Source organism: Sinomicrobium endophyticum (assembly GCF_052983315.1).
Genome location: NZ_JBRKIS010000041.1, coordinates 59,682 through 79,223 on the forward strand (window position 1 = coordinate 59,682; position 19,542 = coordinate 79,223).

Below are 19,542 nucleotides of genomic sequence, written 5' to 3' on the forward strand. Positions count from 1 at the left end.
TATGATTCCATACAAAGATTTCACAAATACTGCGCAAACATTTTGCGTAGATAAAATAATTTATTAGTTTTCAACAAAAAAGTAGGAATGGCCCTTAATAAAAATGCCCTGATCAGGTATAAAACCATTGACCGATGTTTACAGAACAACTATCGTCAATGGACTTTGGAGGCTTTGATCGAGGCTTGTTCCGATGCACTTTACGAGTATGAAGGAAGATCGGTCAATGTCAGTAAGCGAACCGTGCAATTGGATATTCAAATGATGCGCAGCGATAAGTTGGGTTACAACGCACCGATAGTGGTTTATGACAAGAAATTTTACCGTTATGAGGATGAGGATTATTCCATCACAGATATTCCTTTGAACGAAAATGATATGAATGTGCTTACAGAAACGGTGGAAATGTTAAAACAATTCAAGGATTTCTCCCTTTTTTCCGAACTTGGTGGAATCATCCAAAGGTTGGAGGACAAAGTTTACACAGAGAAAACCCACAGGTCTTCTATTATTCATTTGGACAAAAATGAAAACCTGAAAGGGTTGCATTGGCTTGATGAACTGTATCGGGCTATACAAAAAAAGATAGTCCTTGAAGTGGAATATAAATCTTTTAAGGCCACCGAGTCAAATGTGATTATTTTTCACCCTTACTTGCTGAAGGAGTTCAATAACCGTTGGTTTCTGATTGGGATGGGGAATAAGAACAGAGGAGTGGTAAACCTTGCCCTTGACCGGATCATTGCTTTGGATTATGACTTCAGGATTCCATACGAAGAACATGATTTTGATGCCGATGAATTCTATAAGGATGTAGTTGGGGTAACTGTAAGCAGGGGACGTCCTTCTGTCGTGAAATTACGGATAGACAGTCATAATGCTCCTTATGTGTTGACGAAACCCTTACACCATTCCCAAAGATTGGTCAGAGAATACGAAGATGGTAGCATTGAAATTACCTTCGTGGTCAAACCCAATTTTGAATTGGAACGTTTGTTATTGGGGTTTGGCGATTCCCTAGAAGTTCTTAAACCTAGAAATTTACGAAACAGGATAGCAGAGAAATTAAAAAATGCAACAAAGAAGTACGCTGTACTAACCGAATAACGGTTATTTAATGCGGAATAAAAGTAAAATTATTGACAGATTATTTAAACAAATACCACATTCACGGAATGGCAAAAAGAAGATTGAGGAAGGAAAATAATGAAAAATTATGCATTTTTTACCAATCAAATAAGTAACGAAATTGAAAGAATTTTGGGAGTACCCCAAGATTTTGGACACTGTCTATAATTCATACCTTTAAGTGGATATTACAGTTGAGCAGGTTTCGAGGTGACCTGAACGAATTAAAAAACCTATTAAAGAAAATAAAAACCACCTGATTATGCCAAGAAAAATTCATTACTTCCTTCTTGCCATACTTTTACCGTTTGTGACCTACTCACAATTAGATAGTATTCCGGTAAATAATGATAAAGCATTCCTGATACACTCAAAAGAACTTAATGAACCGAGAAGTATATGGATACATCTTCCCGCTGATTACTATTCAACCAAAAAATCCTATCCTGTACTCTATGTACTGGATGGTGAGGGCCATTTTAAATATGTTTCCGACCTCGTCGATTACCTTTCAGGTTACGACAGAAACAGGACTCCTGAAATGATAGTAGTTGCCATTCCCAATGTTGATCGCGGAAGAGACCTTACACCTGTTCAATTATTCAATGGAAAAACGAGGCAAGTAGAAACATCAGACACCGATGGCGGATATGACTTCCTGCAATTTATACAGAATGAACTTGTACCCTATGTCAATACCAATTACAGGACCGCCCCATATCGCATTTTAGCAGGGCATTCCTTAGCCGGACTTTTTAGTTTATATACAAAGGTAACAAGCCCTGATTTGTTTAATGTAACAATCCTTATGAGCCCGGCCATTGATATTGATAGCGGAAATACGAAAATTCTTGATGACTTTCAATCGTTCCTAAAAAACCATCAGAATCTTTCAGATAGATTTTTTATCTCCATTGGAAATGAAAACACCCGGGCTGTTGATGCCATTGTTAAGCAACTAAGAAAGTTTGCACCCAAAAGTATGGATTGGAATTTTAAAAAATATGAAGATGAAAATCATTTTTCGGTGACTTACAAAAGCATGTTTGATGCCCTTAAATTTATCTATAAAGATTGGTTCATCGATAATTATGCCACAACAAATATGACCTATGATGAAATCCGGTCACATTTTGACAAATTATCCGAAGAGTTCGGCTATACTATTGTCCCTGGAGAAGATTTTATGAATAACTATGGTTATAAACAACTCCGGTCAAATAATATAGATGATGCTATTAAAATATTCAAACAGAATATACAGAACTATCCCGGTTCATGGAATGTCTATGATAGTATGGGCGAAGCGTATATGAAAAAAGGTAAAAGACAATTGGCCATAGAAAATTATGAGAAATCAATAGCATTGAATCCCGATAATGAAGATGGAAAAGAAATGTTGAAAAAACTTAAAACAAACAGGTAGTATTTTGGATGAACTATTTAAAGCAAAACACTAAATCAGACGTACACAAAAACGCCAAAATTAAAATTTATTAAAACTAAATACTGTTGAAATTTATTAAAAAAATTAACCTTAAGATAGTATTATTAGAAGTACTGGCATCAACTTTCCTCATACATGGAATTCAAAGATTATATGTTGCTTCACAAGGAAAAGAATATGATGCCCTGGTAAACATGGATTTTGATAAATTTGAAACCCTTACCTCTCAAAGAGTAGGAGATTTTTTTATGAGTAGATTCTACTGGACTCTTTATGCATTTATTTTTCTGACTTTATTTATTTTTTTACTTAACAGAAAGTTTAACATTCATTACATAAACTCAATACTAAATTTTGTAATAGTCTTTACCCTGTTTCCTTTAGGCTTTTTTTTCCATGGGTTTGCAAATAATTACCTGAACTATTTTTGTCGACTGTTTGGAGAAAAACACGGTTTAAGTTTTTTCATTGGAGGCACAATTCTTTGCATCATTGGATTTTTAATTTTAAGTATGGTCATTAAGCAATATCAAAAAGTTTCAATTATTTTAAAATAAAATGATGGATAAAAGGGCAAAATCAATTTTATTTAAAACATATTGGAGTTCCCAAGGTTGGAAACGTGAATATAAAACCGATCCTGAAGATTTTAAATATGCAAAATCAAAGGGATTGATGTTTGATCCTGTTTCATTTACAGTGAATGAGATCAAGAATGAATTGAAAGGGTTAATAAACCGAATAGAAAAAGAAAAAATAGTTAAGGGCTTTATAACCAGTTTAGGCAACAAAAGACTCGATTGGCGCTCTGCTATTGCTAGTTACTCCAATGCCAAACTTATACTTGAAAGGAAAAGAGAATTCTATCGCCCCGAAATTTTAAAATATGAAAACGAAGACCTCAATATTTTAAATTTTGAACGAATTAAATGGGGTGGGGTTAGACGCTCCGATTTACTCTATAATTATCTGGATTTAAAATTATTTGAAAAAGAAAAAATAACTGAACTAACTGAATTGGATATTAATACTCTTAAAAATCTTTTGCGTTGTATAAACGATTCCGAAACAGGAGAATATCCGGGGAAATTGAGAGAACGATTAAAAGATGTTATAAAAGGAAATAAAAATGAACGTCATATTTTAATAGAAATTCTAGGATGTTGTGAAATTCTATCTCCCAAAAGCTATGATAGGCCGACAACGGGAAGACATGATTGGTCTTTTGCAGAATATTGGAGAGGTGAGGATAAATTTAATATGGAGGTGGTTAATGAATATTTTAGCGAGTACATATAATAAAACACTTCTAAGTAGAGAAAGGAAGTTTTTAATTATATAGCCTCAAATAATTCCTATTACATCAAACAAACATATTACATATAAAATCGTATCTATAACAAGTAAAGACACCCAACAAAAATGCTCTTTCCCATACCGGGTGTACAAATAGGTGAACAAAAAACGATTAACACTGTAAAGTATTCATATACAACGGGTATAGCAAGTGAAAATTCTTCCTGCCACCCCGACGAACCTAGAACAAAACACTATTAATCATTTGATTTTCAGTGATTTTCATTTTTTATGATTAGTACCGATACATTAAATTTTGATAACAAGTCAACTTAGTGTTCTTTGTACATACCTGGAGCCTCCTTCGGCATCGCTAGGACATCGCTTTGTGGTTGATATGTAACCACAGGGAGCACGAAGTTCCCAAAGGCAAATTCAAATCAAAAAACGAAAAACATGTTTAAGGCCAGTTATATTAGTCCTTTACAAGGATGGACTGAAAATTAACGCAGCACTACTATTTTATAATATAGAATGAAATCATCTGAAAAGTGTGCAAATTGGTGAGAATTTTTAAGTATATCATACTGTATTACAAGTTATTACTTTCAGTTTGACAGATTATAGAAAGTAAAATAAAACGTATTAAAAACAACCCCGGTTTACAGTATTCCATATGTTGACAGGATTGAATTTGTAAATTTGCACGATGCAAATCATTTGAGTACAATTTTATGAATGAAAACGGTTTAATAAAGAACATTTCCAAACATATCAAACTAACCCAAGAAGAAATCTCTGTTTTTGAAAGTTTTTGGGAAGAAAAATCATTAGAAAAGGGAGAATATCTTTTAAGGAATGGAGACGTTTGCCGTTACGACAGTTATGTAATTTCAGGAACATTAAAAGCGTTTTATATCAATGCTGAAAATGGCAATGAAGAAGTTTTATTTTTTGCTATTGACGATTGGTGGGCTTCTGATTTAGATAGTTTTTCCAAACAAAAACCGTCTATTTACAACATACAAACCATAGAGAAAACAACTGTTTTACAAATCAGTTATTATTCTTTTCAAAAGCTGCTGACCGAACTTCCTTGTTTGGAACGCTACTTTCGGATAATATTAGAAAGCTATTTAGGAACGCTACAAAAAAGAATTATCTATAACAATGTCTATGATGCTGAAAGCAGGTATTATGATTTTTTAGAAAGCAATCCCAATATAGCATCCAAAGTTCCTCAATATTTGATTGCATCATATTTAGGAGTTTCCCCGGAATTTATAAGCCGTACTCGAAAAAAATAAAACCATCTTGACCTACATCAATTTTTCTTAAATCAATAACCGGGAATTTTGCTTCATAAAATTTAAGAAGCAAATGAAATATCATCCCATTTTTCAAAAAGCCAATATATGGCAAAGAGAACTGATTAACCGAACGGTAGTAGCCCCCATGTCACGTGTTAGTGCTACGCCAAACGGCTTAGCCACTGATGAAATGGCGGACTATTACTCCGCTTTTGCTACCGGGGGCTTTGGCATTATTATTACCGAGGGTATCTACACCGATGTATACGGCAGCAAAAGCTACAACAACCAGCCGGGACTTACAAACGCTGAGCAATGTGCCTCTTGGGAAAAGGTAACCCAAGCTGTTCATGAATCGCCCTCGTTGATATTTGCACAATTGATGCATGGAGGTGCCTTATCGCAATGCGGCGAAAACACGCTAGCCCCATCTGCGGTACAACCGACGGGTGTAAAGATGGTTTCCTACGGTGGTGAAGGAAGTTTTCCGTTCCCTAAAGAAATGAGTTTAACAGATATTCAAAGCATGCAACAAGGCTTTATAGATGGTGCAATAAATGCCTATAACGCAGGCTTTGATGGCGTAGAAATTCACGGTGCAAATGGCTATTTGTTAGACCAGTTTCTCACACCGGAGTTGAACCACCGTACAGACCAATACGGAGGTACAATGCAAAATCGTTTCCGTGTAATTGCTGAAATTATCGCCGGTATAAAGGCTTCCGTGCCACAGAAGTTCATTGTCGGTTTGCGGGTCTCGGAGGGAAAAGTAAATGACCTCCCATATCGTTGGGCAGACGGTATAGATACCGCCAAAGAACTGGCAAAAGAAATAAAGACAAACCAACCTGATTTTGTGCACGTAGCAGTACAAACAGGTGAATGGGAACGGGATAGTTTTTATGGAGACGGAATATCATTGGCATCGGTCATCCGGGAGGCTACGGGCATTCCTGTAATAGCCAACGGCGGCTTCCATAATCTGAGCAAGGCTGAAACAGCTTTGAATGACAAACACGCAGACCTGCTTGCTATTGGAAAAGCAGCTTTGGCTGACCCCCATTGGGTAGTAAAAACATTGAACAATTTACCGGTAGTTCCTTTTCACCGTGATATGTTATGGCCGGCGGCAACCATCGGCCATTCACATAAAATCATCCGCAAATTGAACACAGAAAATAAGGAAAGAAGCAATATCTAAAATGAGTTAACTATATCGGGACACTTAGTAAGTAAACTATTTGTAATCGGCACCTTGTTTTCGCTATGTGGCATTACAGGAAAAACATTCACAAAGAAGAATAATTCTAAAACTATAAAAAATGGAAATTTCACAAATTAAAATTACGCCGGACACTTATGAACCATTTCGTCTGTCACAAGGTCATCGAGTTGGTGATTTATTGTTTATTTCAGGACAGACAGCTATTGGCGATGATGGAAAACTGATTGGGATCGGCAACTTCGACGCGCAGGCGCAAAAGGCTTTTGAGAACCTGGATAAAGTGTTGAAAGCCGGAGGTTCCAGTTTAAAGAATGTGGTTAAAGTCACCATCCTGCTCCGTGATATGGGAAATTTTGAAAAGATTGTAGCATTAAGAGGAAAGTATTTTACAGCACCATATCCGGCAGATACTATTTTTGAAGTATCATCATTGTTCTCGCCCGACGCACTTATTGAAATTGAAGCCATTGCAGTGGTGGATGAAGTGGCAGATTGGAAAAAATAATTACGGGATAAACCGCTTCTGCTCTGAAAAATACAGAGGTTTTGATAAGCAATCCTGCCCGTCCAGGCAGGGAAATTGCGACTTAGTTATTGGTTATTAGGTTATTCAGTTAGTTAGGCAACACGCATAAACTCAATAACCTAATAACCAGACTATAATTTTTTCGCACTACTAAAAGTGTGATATACGGAGTTTACCGAAGTTATGTAATAAATTACAGGGTTTTAGACCCTTAACTGAGACCAATAAAAACGGAATCACAAGGAGAAGATACAATTAGTCCTTCTCCTGATTATAATAGCGATTTTTGTATAGGGTAGACAACATCAAAGTGGTTTTTTCTATTTTTATAGATTGAACGATGAGTTCATTAACTAAATACCTGACCATGGAGTTCAGAAAACATTCAACCAACTTCGACCTGCTAAAGCATTTAAAATCCCGAAAAAGGGATCGAACGGAGGCACCCTATTATTTAGCGTCAAAAGAATGTTTGGAAAATGCCGGGATTACACATGCTTTTAAAAATTACTTTTATACGGTTGGCTTCTACTACGGTGACGGAGCGACTATCAGAATAGGCAGTAAAACTTATGAATTGACCCACGGAAGCTTATTAACCATTGGTCCCGGTGTCACTTGCCAGTGGCTGAATACCGGATTTCCCTTAAATGATACGCTTTTCTTTTATGATGACATCTTCGTAAATAACTTCAGCAGTTCGTTTTTTTACGCTTTGGAATTCTTCTGTCCGGATGAACAAAGTGTGATTCAGCTGTCAGATGGTCAGTTTGAAGAGATGCGGCAGCTCTTCCGTATACTTCGGATGGTGGCCGATAAGCCGGAAGCATTATCCGGAATATTGTATTCGATTCTGATCATCGCACAGAAGTATTTCTGGCAGTTACATCGTGGTAATAAAATAGAATTAAGTGATAAGGAACGTACTGTTGTAAAATTCAGGGAATTGGTTGCCAAAAACTTCGCCGACTATAAAGATGTCGGTTTTTACGCAGGTCAGTTAAATATGTCAGCAAAATACCTGAGTGAAATATTAGTTGAACAAACTGGTCTTTCAGCAAAAAAATGGATTGAATTCCACATCATGCAAGAAGCAAAATATCTGCTGAGCTTTTTGGATTTGTCCGTTAAAGAAGTAGCGTTTCAACTCGGTTATACAGACACTTCCCATTTCTCCCGGGCTTTTAGGAATTACGACGGGCAGCTCCCCACCGAATTCAAAAATACCCGTTAGCAATCACACATCGCCTCTCCCCTGGGTCAAAAACAGAAAAAACTACAGTTTTTACCGTTTTATTTACAGCAACGTCGATTGCGATTCTCAATAGTTTTGCAATTGATTTTAATAAAACGTACCATGAAACTAAAATACTATGCTCCATCGAGATGGGCTAATGCCATTGCATATGCCTTTTTCCGCATCGCATTCGGCGTGCTCCTCATAATTAACGGATGGGACAAATGGGTGGCTTTGCCGGATTCTTCCATTGATTTCCCAGACCCGCTTGGTATCGGTTCGGAATTTTCGATTTACCTGGCCATATTTGCCGAGTTAGTTTGCGGGCCGGCGATTGTACTGGGATTAATGACAAGGGTCACAGGCCTCCCTGTTGCAATGACCTTTATTGTTGCAGTATTTATGGTTCATGTCAATGACTCTTTTGATGTCAAACAAGCTGCTATTCTCTATTTATTTACTTCCATTTATATAATCGCTAAAGGTTCCGGACGCTATTCTTTTGACAACCTTATTTGGTCCGCCATTCCTGAAAAAAGAAATAAAAAGATTAGGAATACACTACCTGAAAGATGAAAAAATCAAAAATAACAAAGCGGATTTTGGTTTGGACATTTTCAAATATGTGGTTCGTTTCAGTTTGGGCCCAAATACCCGTAGAGATCAGTGTTGGTCATTCCGGCTATTATTATCAACACTCGTTCGCAGCTAAATTCAATCCGGAAAAGCCTGTTGGTTTCTTTCACACTTCCTCCGTTCTTATACCTTATGATAAAAATCGTGGGAATGAAATCATGAGCCAGTCTTACGTTTCCTATACACTTAGCGAACACTGGACATCAGGGATTGGTTCCATTTTTACGCCCTTGGACCGTGTCAGGCCATCCGTCTTTTTTCAGTACTTCCAAAAGAAAAGGACAACTTCTGTTTTGGTTTTTCCAAGGATAGATATTTGGTCAGAACCAAATTTTGAAATGATGGGCTTCATTGAATATCGGCAGGCAGGCAGACAGAACATAAAGATTTATGCCCGGTTACAATACATGACCACCTGGAACCTGAGAGAACATGTCCGAAGCTACCAATATGGAAGAGTTGGGATTGACATGGAAGAGATTCAATTTGGGCTGGCTGCAAATTTTGATCAATATGGAAGTTTTGCTACAAGCTATAACAGTATCGGGATTTTTGTGAGAAAAGAATTTTGATAAAATGGTTTTAACCAGGTTTCGCGGAAAATCAGTTTTACCCCAGCCTAAAACCTGCCGGCCAGGCAGGGGAGCCTGATTTTCCAATCAAATTGTGCAAAACCGTTTTTTGTCATGTACTAAGATTCGAATTCTATATGCTCTTTTAAAACCTTCTGCACCTCCCATTTCCAATGTCTTCCCTATTTTTTTCAATGTACCGACAGTGTACGGCAAACCTGCCCTTGGCAAAGACACTTTTCCTCATTCAGAAACTACCCCAAAAAAACATATAGATTGGGGGTGGTTGTATATGCCGTATGCATTTAGTGAGTGTCATTAACCTCACCTTACGGGTGTACAAGCACCCTCGATAAACCTCTTAATCTGTAATAAGTTCAATATCTGCTTTCTCAGTCTCATACTTTTATAGGCATTGATTGTATATGCTGTTCGCATTTAATGAGTGTCATTGACCTCACCTTACGGGTGTACAAGCACCCTCGATAAATCTTTTAACTATGGATAAGTTCAATATCTGTTTTACATTTAGTAAGTATTGCAGAAGTGAGAAGGACTATATACCTTTAGAATGGCTGTATATGCTGTATACATTTAGTGAGTGTCCTTAACCTCACCTTACGGGTGTACAAGCACCCTCGATAAACCTCTTAACCTGTAATAAGTTCAATACCTGCTTTCTCGGCTTTGTACTTTATTTTGGTCATAAGTTCATAATAACTCCAGTTCCGTAGTACGAATTCTTCCTCTTTGGCAATCCCGATCTTGTCTTCCTGGTTTACTAAAATGAGTGTTCCTGCCTGGTGTTTGATACAGAAATTAATAAGTCTTCGGCTGTAGACATGAATACGCTGGGATACATAATTACTTTCCGTGTTACGAAACCTGTCTGCCGCTTTAAGTTTTCGTTTACGCCCTTTTCCCGATTTGCAGTAGGTAGCCCCTGCCTGTGCCCTCTTCCGGGCGGCCTGTATAGCGAGCCTTCGGTATAAAAACTCTTCCTGGGTACCAATAGTGAGCCTGGTTTTACCCGTTTTTACTACAATCGGATATTCAAGAGAGAGCGAGGCTTCGGCTATTTTCTCCGGCATTAAGCGATGCTTTTCCTTTTCGACTTCAAATGTCGCCAGCCAGAATATTTTTCCGCCTTTTAATTGAATATGCGAAGTACACAACTTGATGTCCCCTTTTTCCAGACGCTCCAATAGTTTTGGCTTATCGGTAAAATCCTTCCCTAAATACGTTTTAAAAGGAATTGAAAACAGGCGGAAGCAGAAGGCCTTTTTATCGGGATTGTAGGTTATCCGGCTCATACACTGTGAACCGAATGGAAACGCCATGTCTCGTTTAAAAGTTTCTAATGAACGCAGACCTCTCCAATATTCTGTTTTGTTTTTATTGAAAGTAGCAATTAAGGATGTATTTAAACAAGACAGTATGTTCATAGGGACTTCCCCTTTAAAGCGGTCCGATAACATGCGATAGATCGTATTGGTCCGGGAGCATTGCAGGATGCCGTCTTCGTCTTTTTTTTCATCGGCCAGTTTATACTTAATCCTTTCGGACAGGTAAAAGAAATCTTTAATCATTTCCTGTACATACAAATGGGAAACAATAAGGTTGGCTGCCTTAAAGCTCCTGTTCTGCCACTGGTAGAGTTTACCTATTGCTTCCTTTTTTTCTTCCTTGGTGGGCAGGTCTATCAATACCTGTATCTTCTTTGTGAGTTTGAGTGTTGATTTTTCCATACTTAGCGGTTTCTAATTGTTTCTCCTGTATTTTTCATTTACGGATACTAAGAAACTGTTTAAATTTTATCTTCCGACCTACCCTGATATCAACACAAGCAATCGTCACTACGAGAGATAACATTTTGGCAACCGTATAAATTGATAATGACGCCCCCTCTGTCGCCCCGTCCCGATGGTTATCGGGAGGAGTCGAGGGGTTTTTAGCCCAAATGGTCTCTAAAAAGGGTCTCGACTACGCTCGACCTGACAGTTGTTTATGTTACTGTTATTTATGTTGTTATGAAAAAAGCGTCATGGGTAGCCCTTCGATAAACTCAGGACAGGCTGTAGCGTAGCAGTCCGGAGGTGGGTATGTGCATGCCATTGGGGGTAGTCGCTTTCCCTAAGAAATTGCCACGTCGCCTCCTTTGGTCGCCTCCTCGCTCCCGATGGTTATCGGGAGACGCTTTTCGATTGTGTTTTCGGGAGATATTCTCATCAATACGCTAAAAATTTAAACAGTTTTTAAGAATAGTATCCGCCAGGAATGATCAGCATCAACCGTTTAAGGCCTAAGTGATTATTTCTCATGATTTGAAATGAATTTAAATGAAACATTCGTTTTGTTTAAGTCAAGCCCTTCCATAAGTGTTAGTGTGTATTAGTGTGTGTTAGTATATGCTGTCCGCATTCAGTGAGTGTTATCGCCAACCCCACCTTACGGGTGTACAAGCACCCTCAAATTAAATTTTCAGGCCGTAATTAGTTCAATACCTGTATTCTGAACCTTGTATTTTATTCTGGTTATAAACTCATATAGGGCGCAAGTAATTATTTTTCATGATTTGAAATGCGTTTAAATAAAATATTAGTTTTGTTTAAATCAAGGCCTCCCATAAATATATCACAAAGATAATTTGTATATGCTGTCCGCATTCAGTGAGTGTTATTGTGAACCTCACCCTACGGGTGTACAAGCACCCTTAAAATTAAATGGTCAGGTCGTAATCAGTTCAATATCTGCATTCCCTACCATGTATTTTATTCTGGTCGTAAACTCACATAATTTTTCATATTTTGAAATGCGTTTTAATGAAACATTAGTTTTGTTTAAGTCAAGGCCTTCCATACGTTTAAAGACAGACATTGTTTATTTTGTATATGCTGCCCGCATTTGGTGAGTGTTATTTGAACCCCACCCTACGGGCGTACAAGCACCCTCTAATTAAATTTTCAGGCCGTAATTGGTTCAGTATCGGGATTCTCAGCCATGTATTTTATTCTGGTCATAAGCTCATATAAAGCATAAGAATTGTTTCATGTTTTTTAAATGCGTTTTAATGAAACATTAGTTTTGTTTAAGTCAAGCCCTTCCATAAAAAAAACTCGCTCTCATTTGCATATGCTATTCGCATTCAGTGAGTGTTATTGTCAACCCCACTCTACGGGTGTACAAGCACCCTCAAATTAAATGGTCAGGGTGTAATTAATTCAGCACCGGCATGCTCAACCATGTATTTTATTCTGGTTATAAACCCATATAGGGCTTGAGTAATTGTTTTTTCATCTTTTTGAAATGAGTTTTGTTTATTTAAGTCAAGGCCTTCCATTTGTGGGGTGCTTTCATTTGTATATACTGTTCGCATTCAGTGGGTGTTATTTCAACCCCACCCTACGGGTGTACAAGCACCCTCAAAATTAAATGGTCAAGCCGTAATCCGTTCAACACCGGCATGCTCAGCCCTTTGTCGATTATGTTTCTCCTGCATAAGCTTATACGCGGTTACAAATTCCTTGTGCACTTCCTTTTGGGACAGGTTCAGCGCTTCGGCAATCGACGCAAAGGAATATTTCTTGTTGCACCTGAGCTCCAATACCCTTTCCTGTTCTTCGGTCATCACACCCGGGGCCTTCCTTTCAACAGCAGACTTTTGTTCCGTTTTAATCTTCCCCCCTTGATGGACGATGGTTTTAATGTCCCGGATAGCCCGTTTTACCTCGTTGCTGGTTTCGGTGATCCCCTTTCCCATCACCTCGGCAATGGCTTTATATTGAAAACCGTATTTTAAGCAGAGTTCAATCAAATGCCTTCTTTCCGCACCCAGCAGGGGCAATATGCTTTTGACCCGGTCGAAGGCTTTTTGCTCCGACTCCTGGTCTTCCAGGTTTTCAGACACACTTGCCGGATCGTACCCCGCCAGATAGTCCTGGTAATTGTCGTAATCCTCTAACGAATTGACTTTCCTGAAAAACTTATTCCTGGGTTTGGTGTAGTATGAAATACATTCCCTTCTCATCACAAACTTTAAGAAATAGAGAATATGCTCAGGCCTTTCTATCTTGTCCCTAAGCACCCATAACTTTAAAAAAGTATCCTGAACCAGGGATTCTACTACAAAATGATCTTTTAGAATTCGATTACCGATCCAAAAAATGATTCTTCGATATTGCTCATAAATTTGCTCTAAAGCGGCAGGGTCGCCGTTTTTTAATAATTCGTAATTACTGCGTGACATAACAGACTTCGTTTAAATAGCTGATGCGAGTTCTTACGGTTTATAAAGAGAAGGTAACTTTGAAAATGGTTGAGAAGAAGGCCCTATATCTAAAAATAAAAGGCGTGGAGCTCAACTTATCACATTGAGGTACTGGTATACCGTGCAACAATAAGAGAGCCCACGCCCCGGGTCGTGAGCAATCTGCTTATCATCTCGTTGCTAAAAATTACCAGTTTTCAATGTGAGATTCAAAGCGAATGCTTCTAATATTTTTTACTAAGAAGTTCGCAAATATATTAAGAAACTGTTTAAGTTTTATCCTTCGGTTCTTTTATGCGTCTTTTTCCATCATGCTTCAGCTATTTTTCGGTCCGTAGCTATGGCTATACACCTCAAAATACCTTCGCCTGACGAAAAAATACACTATAATCCCGATGATTATCGGGACCAAAAACAAAATTTAAACAGTTTCTAATTGTGGATCAAATATATAAAAAATAATTAATTGTAGATCGTTTTGCCTACATTTTTTGTGTTGAAATTTATGAGATTGCCTGTTATAAGAACTCATAGATGAATCGAGACCAGGTTTACATTCGAAAATTCGGGGAAAATGTTTTCAAGCGAAGAAATGAACTAAAGCTAAGTTACAGACAGTTAGCGCAAAAATGTGATGTAGATTTCAGTGCTATTTCAAAAATTGAAAAGGGCCAGAAAAGTTTGGAATTCCGGACAATTATTGAACTTGCTAAAGGTTTGGAAATCCATCCCCAAGCATTATTTGATTTTAGTTTTCCAATGAAAGAAGCAGAAAAATAATTTCCCCATGTGGCTTTCCGGAAGTTGGGTTCCTTGAAATTTACTTCTTTGGAAAAACAAAAAAGCTCCGTTGCGTATGGAGACTAGGGCCTGTTAACACTACCAGAAAAGATGGATTTTTGAGTATATTTTTTGTCTATCGAGGCATGTTTGACGAGTTTGGCAGCGCCAAATAAGGAAAAAATAACGAAGAGAGGCAGAAAATAGGCCAAAAAGCCGCTTTGAGTGTGTAGTGTTAACAGGCCCTAATATCTTTTATATTTATGTACTGAAAATAAACACGATATGATGTTTGTCCCTTTATTCCGTTGGCTAAAAAACAAACCCTCCTTAAAAAGTGGTCATGAAAGTTACACGCTTTAAAATTTATGGGCTTGTGCAACGGTTACCGATGTCAGACACAGTATTTATCCTAATTTACCAATATTCAAAAATCCGGGATATTTTTCCGTTTACAAACTCGAAAAGTGTCATTTGTGGTTCGCCATCTATGATTTCGCCATCTTTTCTTTCAACAAAGCTTTTTTGAACAACCACGGCATTTAGCCCGATAATTTTGTTTATTATTTTTATATCCACGACTCTGCCGTTATAACGTCCGTTTTTTTGATTCCTGACAGATCCGTTATACAAATCCTCCCTTGTATAAGTCCCTCCGTATTTCGGATGAACATATTCAAAGTCACCTGTGAAAAGTTCAAAGATTCTGTCAATATCTTCGATTGTTGAGTTCGCCTGAAACATTTTAAGGTTCAGATCATAATATTTCTTAACAACAGTATTTAATGAATCCTTATGGGCTTTGGTGGCATCCTGTGCGATAACATGGTTAATTGCAAAAAGAAGTAAAAAAATTGAAATTGAATTTTTCAAATGTGTTTTCATATCAGGTTTTGTTATTTTTAAATTGTATGTAACGGCCAAGCATAAGCTTAATGCGGGATTTCATGGCTTTTCACTGTCGGCATACCGCAAAGTTTTTTAGGGCCAAAATGCTCATTTTTTAGTAATACAGCTCGCATTACGCTGGCTGGCTTTACTCCCTTAGTTGTTTTAATCTATCCATCGCATTTTGATTTTGGGAATTCAATTCCAATGATTTTTCAAAGTTTTCAATCGCCTTGACTTTACTGCCAACAAACAGATATCCCTCAGCCAAGCTATCGTAAAGATTTGCAGAATCCGGATACAGTTTTGTTGCCAATAAAAATACATTTATTCCTTGTTCCGAAGTATCCGGGTTGAAAACAAGTTGCAGACCAAGTGTGTTTAGATTGCCTTCCGGAATTTTAAAAGAAGGATGTATTTTCGCTATGGAGTCATAGCACTGTAATAAGTTCTCATAGTTTCGGTCTGATGCCAGGTCGTTAAAATCCTGGAATGTGTACTCCTCTTTTTCCGGTTGTTTAATTTTCAGAGTTACCAGGCTATTTGCAACTCCGTTATCACGCGGATTGTTTTGGATGAACTTTGATGCGTTTTTATCCTTATTTAATGCGGCATTCAAAAAATTCAATGTGTACATCGCAACCCATTTGTAGGATTCCATTATTTCAGCATCGCTTTTGTCTTGTCTTTTATCTCTATTTTCAAAGAGAACGCCTAAAGTACTGAAATAGCTATGTGTAAGATTGTGAAACTTTAACCGATATGCCTTACTCCTCGATAAACTGTCGAATAACTGGAATTTTGTGTTAAGTCCGGCATTAATATTATCTTCTTTCAAGACTATTTCCGGAATGTCTTTCTGTGCCATATGAATGTACGGGACATCTATTTTTTGAGCAGCGAAAAACGGTGATTGCTTTAGTAGCGCATATTGGTATCTTTCTGTACCGTCAAGACTGACAACAGCCCTTACATTGTCATTGCGATTTTGCACGATGATATTGGATAAACCGCCAAAGCTAAAACCCATAATTGCAATTTTGTCGTAATCCGCAATTGGAAATTTATTTACTTCTTTCAACAAAAACTCCACATCCCTGGCCTGGGTTTCCATTTCCTTTGCATTGTTATTGCCGAACCAACGGGTTTCGGTTCCCCGACTAGGGCTTGATATAACAATATATCCGTGACTTGCCAAATATTCACAAAGGGCAAAGTTCTCGATGGATGATGCTTGGTAACTTGGTGCATAGACAATTACCGGGAATTTTCCTTTTCCGAATGCTGCTTTGGCGTATGCTGTTGTTTGTTCGACAAGGTGTTTTTGATTTGCAGGCGTGTTGGGATAATAAAACCAGTTTAATATTTGTTCATTGGGCAAATGCTCCCATTCCTCTTCTTCTTTCAGGATTTCAAGGTAATCTATAACCGCCAACGGCTCTCTGTTAACCACATCTTGTTCGGAAGGATACCATATACTTACGGGAATTGGTCTTGCTACCTTTTTATTGGTGAAGTCAAAGATCCGGCTGTAAGTTCTTGTGCTGTCAGCAGTGGTGTAGTGTCGAAATCCTACTTTGTATTTTCCATTGTTCAGGTCAATTTCATTTAATGAGGTTTGTCCGAACACCAGGCTTACCTGAAAGATTATTAATATTGTCAGTATTTGTCGTTTCATAATTTGGTTTAGTGTTCAATATAAAAATGTAAACCTTTCTTAATTGTTACAGATGTCTTTTTAGCTTACCACTAATGAGTTGCAACTATGAAAAGTAGCGTACAAGTAAACACAAACCTTGCCGAATAGCCCTATTATTGGTTTGAAAAATACAAAAACTTTGGGTTAAGCCTGTTGTCGCTATTTTTTAATAGCCGCATTGGGTGTAGTTTTTAACTTTTCATTAAACCAATCAATAACCAATTCATTCAATTCGGTCTTTTTATCTGAAAAGAAATGGTCTGTTTTAATTTTTTTCAATTCAAAGTCGTAATTTATTCCTTTTAAGCTGGTTGCGATTTTATCTGCTTGATTTGGGTTTACTCTTTTGTCGTTAGTTCCACATAAAATTAGGAGACTACTGTTCTTGTCCAATTCGTCGGCCCAATAAATTACAGAACGTTTTTTCAATTCAGAATTTTTATTTTTCCAATAGTCCGGAACGCATTCAGCTATTACTTTTGTTTCCATTTCCGGTCGGTCTGCAATTGTTCCAAAAAGGTCTGTTGGTCCATTCCCAATGATTGCAGTTTTAATTTTGTCCGATTTTTGAAGCGCTAAATAAGTCATCATTCCACCTCTTGACCAACCGAACATGCCAATACAATTTGAGTCAGCTTTTTCCATTTCTTTCACGGTCTCCGTCAAGTTTAAAACATCATTAATTTCCGCACCTCCAAATTCATCTTTTTGGCGGTAGTTACTACCAATCACCACATAACCTTGTTCTGCTAATTTTGAAGCATACATAATCATTGTAGCTACTGTCAATTGAGCAAAATCCCTGTTTCCACCACGATTAAAAATCACAACCGGATATTTTCCGTCTTTTTCAGGCTCAACTAAAAGTCCGTTTACTTTTAAACTGTCGCTTTGGTAGGTGATGAAATAGAAATCCAACTTTTTTAAGTGGTTGAAATCGGATGTCAGAGAATCATTTTCAGATATTTTATTCCAAATCGGGGTTTGTGAAAGATTAACCAATCTTTTCGATAGAATTTTACCGTTTTGAGCAAGCCCAAAATTTGATAAAAAGACCAATAATAGGATTGGTAAATATTTGTTCATTTGTTTGTTTTCAAATTGCAGGTAACGGTCTCTTATAACCGTCAGTTACCGGATGAAAGTTAATGTTTTTCGATTATGCACAGACCTTAGGAATTCCGGGTGGATTCAGATGTAGTCGAATCTGCCGTAATTGGGGTTATACATTATTACCTGCTGGCTTTATTTCTTTTTTATCGATTCTGCAATACTTTTTATTTGGCTCAATGTCTCTTCCCAATTTTTATCGGAGTGTTCGTACATTGTTAGGTTTTTAATTTCGGAATGTGTCAGTTTCAATGAGGTACGCCCACCCTTTTCTTCCAGTTCAAATCTGATTTTTGAATAGTTCTCAGGTTTGTCGGCCAGTCCCGAAAAGTTACTCCAATAGGTATAGGCAAAGAGTTTGTTCTCATCAAATCCTATAATTTTCCCCTTATCGACAAATTCTTTTCCATCCCAAGAGAATTTAAGGAGTAGGTCACTGTTGATTTTCCAATCCGATTCTGCTGTTACGCCCAGCCATTTTTCAATATGTTCAGGTTTTGTCAGAACATTCCAAATCACCATTGGAGATGTTTCTATGGTCTGTTCTTTTTTTATTTCCATAATGTTTTGGCTTTTCGGTTCCAAGTATGTTAGTAGTAATATTGTAAGAAATAAGTATTTCATTTCGTTTTTTCAGCTTACAGGTATCGGGTTGCGATTATGAAAAGCGGCGTACAAGTACACGCAAACCTTTCCGAATAGTTTTATTGTTTTTAAAAATACGAAAAACTTTGGGTTAATCTTTTTATAGCTATTTTTTATAGCCGCTGTAGCTACAGTTTTTATTTCCCGATTGTCCTTAATGCTCGTTTTACCATTTTGTCCGTTTCGGTTGTCGGTGAATCAAATTTCCATTTTTTACAAAGTCCGATTACAAATTCGGGTTTGGACTTACTTGCATCATTAAGCCAGTTCCCAACGCTATCCTGAACATATTTTGATTTATCCGACTTTAATGGTTCCAAAATCGGTAATGCCTGTTCGGGATTTTCTTTTAATGATTCAATATGTTTGCACCAAACTCCTCTTGGTCTGGTCGATTCTGTTGTAAAGCGTCTAATGTTCTCGTCCGTGTCGTTAGTCCACTTGCTCAATATTTCAATTGATTCTGTAAGGTTTTTTTCGATTTCAGGTCTTAATGCCATCCAAACTATCTCTCTGACTCCAATTATTTGGCAGATTCACGAAGGTAAAAAACGTCCGAGTGAGTTTTTAAGAGGAACAAATCAAGTCGATAGAAGAGTGTTAAACCAACATTTAAGTGAAATGGTCTCGGATGGATTGTTGACTAAAAAATCTTTCCATGAATTACCTCCAAGAGTTGAATATCAATTAACCGAGTTAGGTCAGAAATAATAATCACTACTAAACCCATCTGCATCGTGTTCTTCCCGGTCTTAGATTGGACGTATTCATGCAAT

Annotated in this window: 19 protein-coding genes and 1 pseudogene; 12 read left to right on the plus strand and 8 right to left on the minus strand. The window is 37.5% G+C overall.

The annotated features are described in order from the left end of the window. Positions 1-87: 87 nt before the first annotated feature. The 10 genes from ACVBDU_RS15520 to ACVBDU_RS15565 all read left to right on the plus strand — a co-directional run bounded on the left by ACVBDU_RS15520 (position 88) and on the right by ACVBDU_RS15565 (position 9,377). The gene (locus ACVBDU_RS15520; RefSeq protein WP_447180642.1) at positions 88-1,107 is read left to right on the plus strand and encodes a helix-turn-helix transcriptional regulator; all 1,020 of its coding nucleotides are present in this window, start codon (positions 88-90) and stop codon (positions 1,105-1,107) included. 283 nt (positions 1,108-1,390) lie between these two features. Then, complete coding sequence (locus ACVBDU_RS15525) at positions 1,391-2,554, plus strand: alpha/beta hydrolase-fold protein (protein WP_447180643.1); 1,164 nt, start codon at positions 1,391-1,393, stop codon at positions 2,552-2,554. A gap of 86 nt (positions 2,555-2,640) precedes the next feature. Next, complete coding sequence (locus ACVBDU_RS15530) at positions 2,641-3,132, plus strand: hypothetical protein (protein ID WP_447180644.1); 492 nt, start codon at positions 2,641-2,643, stop codon at positions 3,130-3,132. Between the two features lie 4 nt (positions 3,133-3,136). Further along, entirely contained in the window at positions 3,137-3,874 is a 738-nt protein-coding gene (locus ACVBDU_RS15535) for a hypothetical protein (protein ID WP_447180645.1), read from the plus strand. A gap of 731 nt (positions 3,875-4,605) precedes the next feature. Next, a complete protein-coding gene (locus ACVBDU_RS15540) occupies positions 4,606-5,178 on the plus strand; it encodes a Crp/Fnr family transcriptional regulator (RefSeq protein WP_447180646.1) in 573 nt (190 codons plus the stop codon). A 73-nt stretch (positions 5,179-5,251) separates the two neighbouring features. Further along, positions 5,252-6,382, plus strand: a complete 1,131-nt coding sequence (locus ACVBDU_RS15545) for an oxidoreductase (RefSeq protein WP_447180647.1) — start codon at positions 5,252-5,254, stop codon at positions 6,380-6,382. 121 nt (positions 6,383-6,503) lie between these two features. Next, positions 6,504-6,911 carry a RidA family protein gene (locus ACVBDU_RS15550; RefSeq protein WP_447180648.1) on the plus strand — a complete coding sequence of 136 codons (408 nt, stop codon included), beginning with the start codon at positions 6,504-6,506 and terminating at the stop codon, positions 6,909-6,911. A 493-nt stretch (positions 6,912-7,404) separates the two neighbouring features. Next, a complete protein-coding gene (locus ACVBDU_RS15555) occupies positions 7,405-8,166 on the plus strand; it encodes a helix-turn-helix domain-containing protein (protein WP_447180649.1) in 762 nt (253 codons plus the stop codon). A gap of 123 nt (positions 8,167-8,289) precedes the next feature. Next, entirely contained in the window at positions 8,290-8,745 is a 456-nt protein-coding gene (locus ACVBDU_RS15560) for a DoxX family protein (protein WP_447180650.1), read from the plus strand. Continuing rightward, positions 8,742-9,377 carry a hypothetical protein gene (locus ACVBDU_RS15565; protein ID WP_447180651.1) on the plus strand — a complete coding sequence of 212 codons (636 nt, stop codon included), beginning with the start codon at positions 8,742-8,744 and terminating at the stop codon, positions 9,375-9,377. The genes ACVBDU_RS15560 and ACVBDU_RS15565 overlap by 4 nt, the downstream gene beginning before the upstream one ends. Before the next feature lie 650 nt (positions 9,378-10,027). On the opposite strand, the gene ACVBDU_RS15570 is transcribed toward ACVBDU_RS15565, so the two are convergent. The 3 genes from ACVBDU_RS15570 to ACVBDU_RS15580 form a co-directional block, all read right to left on the minus strand. Continuing rightward, entirely contained in the window at positions 10,028-11,125 is a 1,098-nt protein-coding gene (locus ACVBDU_RS15570) for a hypothetical protein (protein WP_447180652.1), read from the minus strand. Positions 11,126-12,582: 1,457 nt separating this feature from the next. Continuing rightward, entirely contained in the window at positions 12,583-12,753 is a 171-nt protein-coding gene (locus tag ACVBDU_RS15575) for a hypothetical protein (protein WP_447180653.1), read from the minus strand. 60 nt (positions 12,754-12,813) lie between these two features. Then, entirely contained in the window at positions 12,814-13,623 is an 810-nt protein-coding gene (locus tag ACVBDU_RS15580) for an RNA polymerase sigma factor (protein WP_447180654.1), read from the minus strand. A 555-nt stretch (positions 13,624-14,178) separates the two neighbouring features. Here ACVBDU_RS15580 and ACVBDU_RS15585 point away from each other — a divergent pair. Beyond that, positions 14,179-14,424 carry a helix-turn-helix domain-containing protein gene (locus tag ACVBDU_RS15585; RefSeq protein WP_447180655.1) on the plus strand — a complete coding sequence of 82 codons (246 nt, stop codon included), beginning with the start codon at positions 14,179-14,181 and terminating at the stop codon, positions 14,422-14,424. 417 nt (positions 14,425-14,841) lie between these two features. Here the strand turns inward: ACVBDU_RS15585 and ACVBDU_RS15590 are convergent, their stop codons facing one another. The 5 genes and pseudogenes from ACVBDU_RS15590 to ACVBDU_RS15610 all read right to left on the minus strand — a co-directional run. Further along, positions 14,842-15,309 (minus strand): nuclear transport factor 2-like protein, encoded by a 468-nt coding sequence (locus ACVBDU_RS15590; protein ID WP_447180656.1) that lies wholly within the window; start codon positions 15,307-15,309, stop codon positions 14,842-14,844. A 151-nt stretch (positions 15,310-15,460) separates the two neighbouring features. Then, on the minus strand, positions 15,461-16,990 hold the full coding sequence (locus ACVBDU_RS15595) for a dienelactone hydrolase family protein (RefSeq protein ID WP_447180657.1): 1,530 nt from the start codon (positions 16,988-16,990) through the stop codon (positions 15,461-15,463). A 180-nt stretch (positions 16,991-17,170) separates the two neighbouring features. Beyond that, positions 17,171-18,097, minus strand: a complete 927-nt coding sequence (locus ACVBDU_RS15600) for an alpha/beta hydrolase family protein (protein WP_447180658.1) — start codon at positions 18,095-18,097, stop codon at positions 17,171-17,173. A gap of 159 nt (positions 18,098-18,256) precedes the next feature. Continuing rightward, positions 18,257-18,682 carry an SRPBCC family protein gene (locus ACVBDU_RS15605; RefSeq protein ID WP_447180659.1) on the minus strand — a complete coding sequence of 142 codons (426 nt, stop codon included), beginning with the start codon at positions 18,680-18,682 and terminating at the stop codon, positions 18,257-18,259. Between the two features lie 221 nt (positions 18,683-18,903). Continuing rightward, positions 18,904-19,287, minus strand: a pseudogene (locus tag ACVBDU_RS15610) (DNA alkylation repair protein); the annotation flags it as partial. Here ACVBDU_RS15610 and ACVBDU_RS15615 point away from each other — a divergent pair. Continuing rightward, on the plus strand, positions 19,181-19,477 hold the full coding sequence (locus ACVBDU_RS15615) for a winged helix-turn-helix transcriptional regulator (protein ID WP_447180808.1): 297 nt from the start codon (positions 19,181-19,183) through the stop codon (positions 19,475-19,477). The pseudogene ACVBDU_RS15610 and the gene ACVBDU_RS15615 sit on opposite strands and share 107 nt — an antisense overlap. Positions 19,478-19,542: the final 65 nt, after the last annotated feature.

Excerpts from the sequence above, each read along its gene's own strand:
- ACVBDU_RS15600 (WP_447180658.1), bottom strand. The coding sequence starts at position 18,097 with ATGAACAAATATTTACCAATCCTATTATTGGTCTTTTTATCAAATTTT.
- ACVBDU_RS15520 (WP_447180642.1), top strand. The coding sequence starts at position 88 with ATGGCCCTTAATAAAAATGCCCTGATCAGGTATAAAACCATTGACCGA.
- ACVBDU_RS15540 (WP_447180646.1), top strand. The coding sequence starts at position 4,606 with ATGAATGAAAACGGTTTAATAAAGAACATTTCCAAACATATCAAACTA.
- ACVBDU_RS15545 (WP_447180647.1), top strand. The coding sequence starts at position 5,252 with ATGAAATATCATCCCATTTTTCAAAAAGCCAATATATGGCAAAGAGAA.
- ACVBDU_RS15605 (WP_447180659.1), bottom strand. The coding sequence starts at position 18,682 with ATGGAAATAAAAAAAGAACAGACCATAGAAACATCTCCAATGGTGATT.
- ACVBDU_RS15585 (WP_447180655.1), top strand. The coding sequence starts at position 14,179 with ATGAATCGAGACCAGGTTTACATTCGAAAATTCGGGGAAAATGTTTTC.
- ACVBDU_RS15560 (WP_447180650.1), top strand. The coding sequence starts at position 8,290 with ATGAAACTAAAATACTATGCTCCATCGAGATGGGCTAATGCCATTGCA.
- ACVBDU_RS15575 (WP_447180653.1), bottom strand. The coding sequence starts at position 12,753 with ATGCGAACAGTATATACAAATGAAAGCACCCCACAAATGGAAGGCCTT.
- ACVBDU_RS15525 (WP_447180643.1), top strand. The coding sequence starts at position 1,391 with ATGCCAAGAAAAATTCATTACTTCCTTCTTGCCATACTTTTACCGTTT.
- ACVBDU_RS15570 (WP_447180652.1), bottom strand. The coding sequence starts at position 11,125 with ATGGAAAAATCAACACTCAAACTCACAAAGAAGATACAGGTATTGATA.
- ACVBDU_RS15615 (WP_447180808.1), top strand. The coding sequence starts at position 19,181 with ATGTTCTCGTCCGTGTCGTTAGTCCACTTGCTCAATATTTCAATTGAT.
- ACVBDU_RS15565 (WP_447180651.1), top strand. The coding sequence starts at position 8,742 with ATGAAAAAATCAAAAATAACAAAGCGGATTTTGGTTTGGACATTTTCA.
- ACVBDU_RS15595 (WP_447180657.1), bottom strand. The coding sequence starts at position 16,990 with ATGAAACGACAAATACTGACAATATTAATAATCTTTCAGGTAAGCCTG.
- ACVBDU_RS15580 (WP_447180654.1), bottom strand. The coding sequence starts at position 13,623 with ATGTCACGCAGTAATTACGAATTATTAAAAAACGGCGACCCTGCCGCT.
- ACVBDU_RS15535 (WP_447180645.1), top strand. The coding sequence starts at position 3,137 with ATGGATAAAAGGGCAAAATCAATTTTATTTAAAACATATTGGAGTTCC.
- ACVBDU_RS15590 (WP_447180656.1), bottom strand. The coding sequence starts at position 15,309 with ATGAAAACACATTTGAAAAATTCAATTTCAATTTTTTTACTTCTTTTT.
- ACVBDU_RS15550 (WP_447180648.1), top strand. The coding sequence starts at position 6,504 with ATGGAAATTTCACAAATTAAAATTACGCCGGACACTTATGAACCATTT.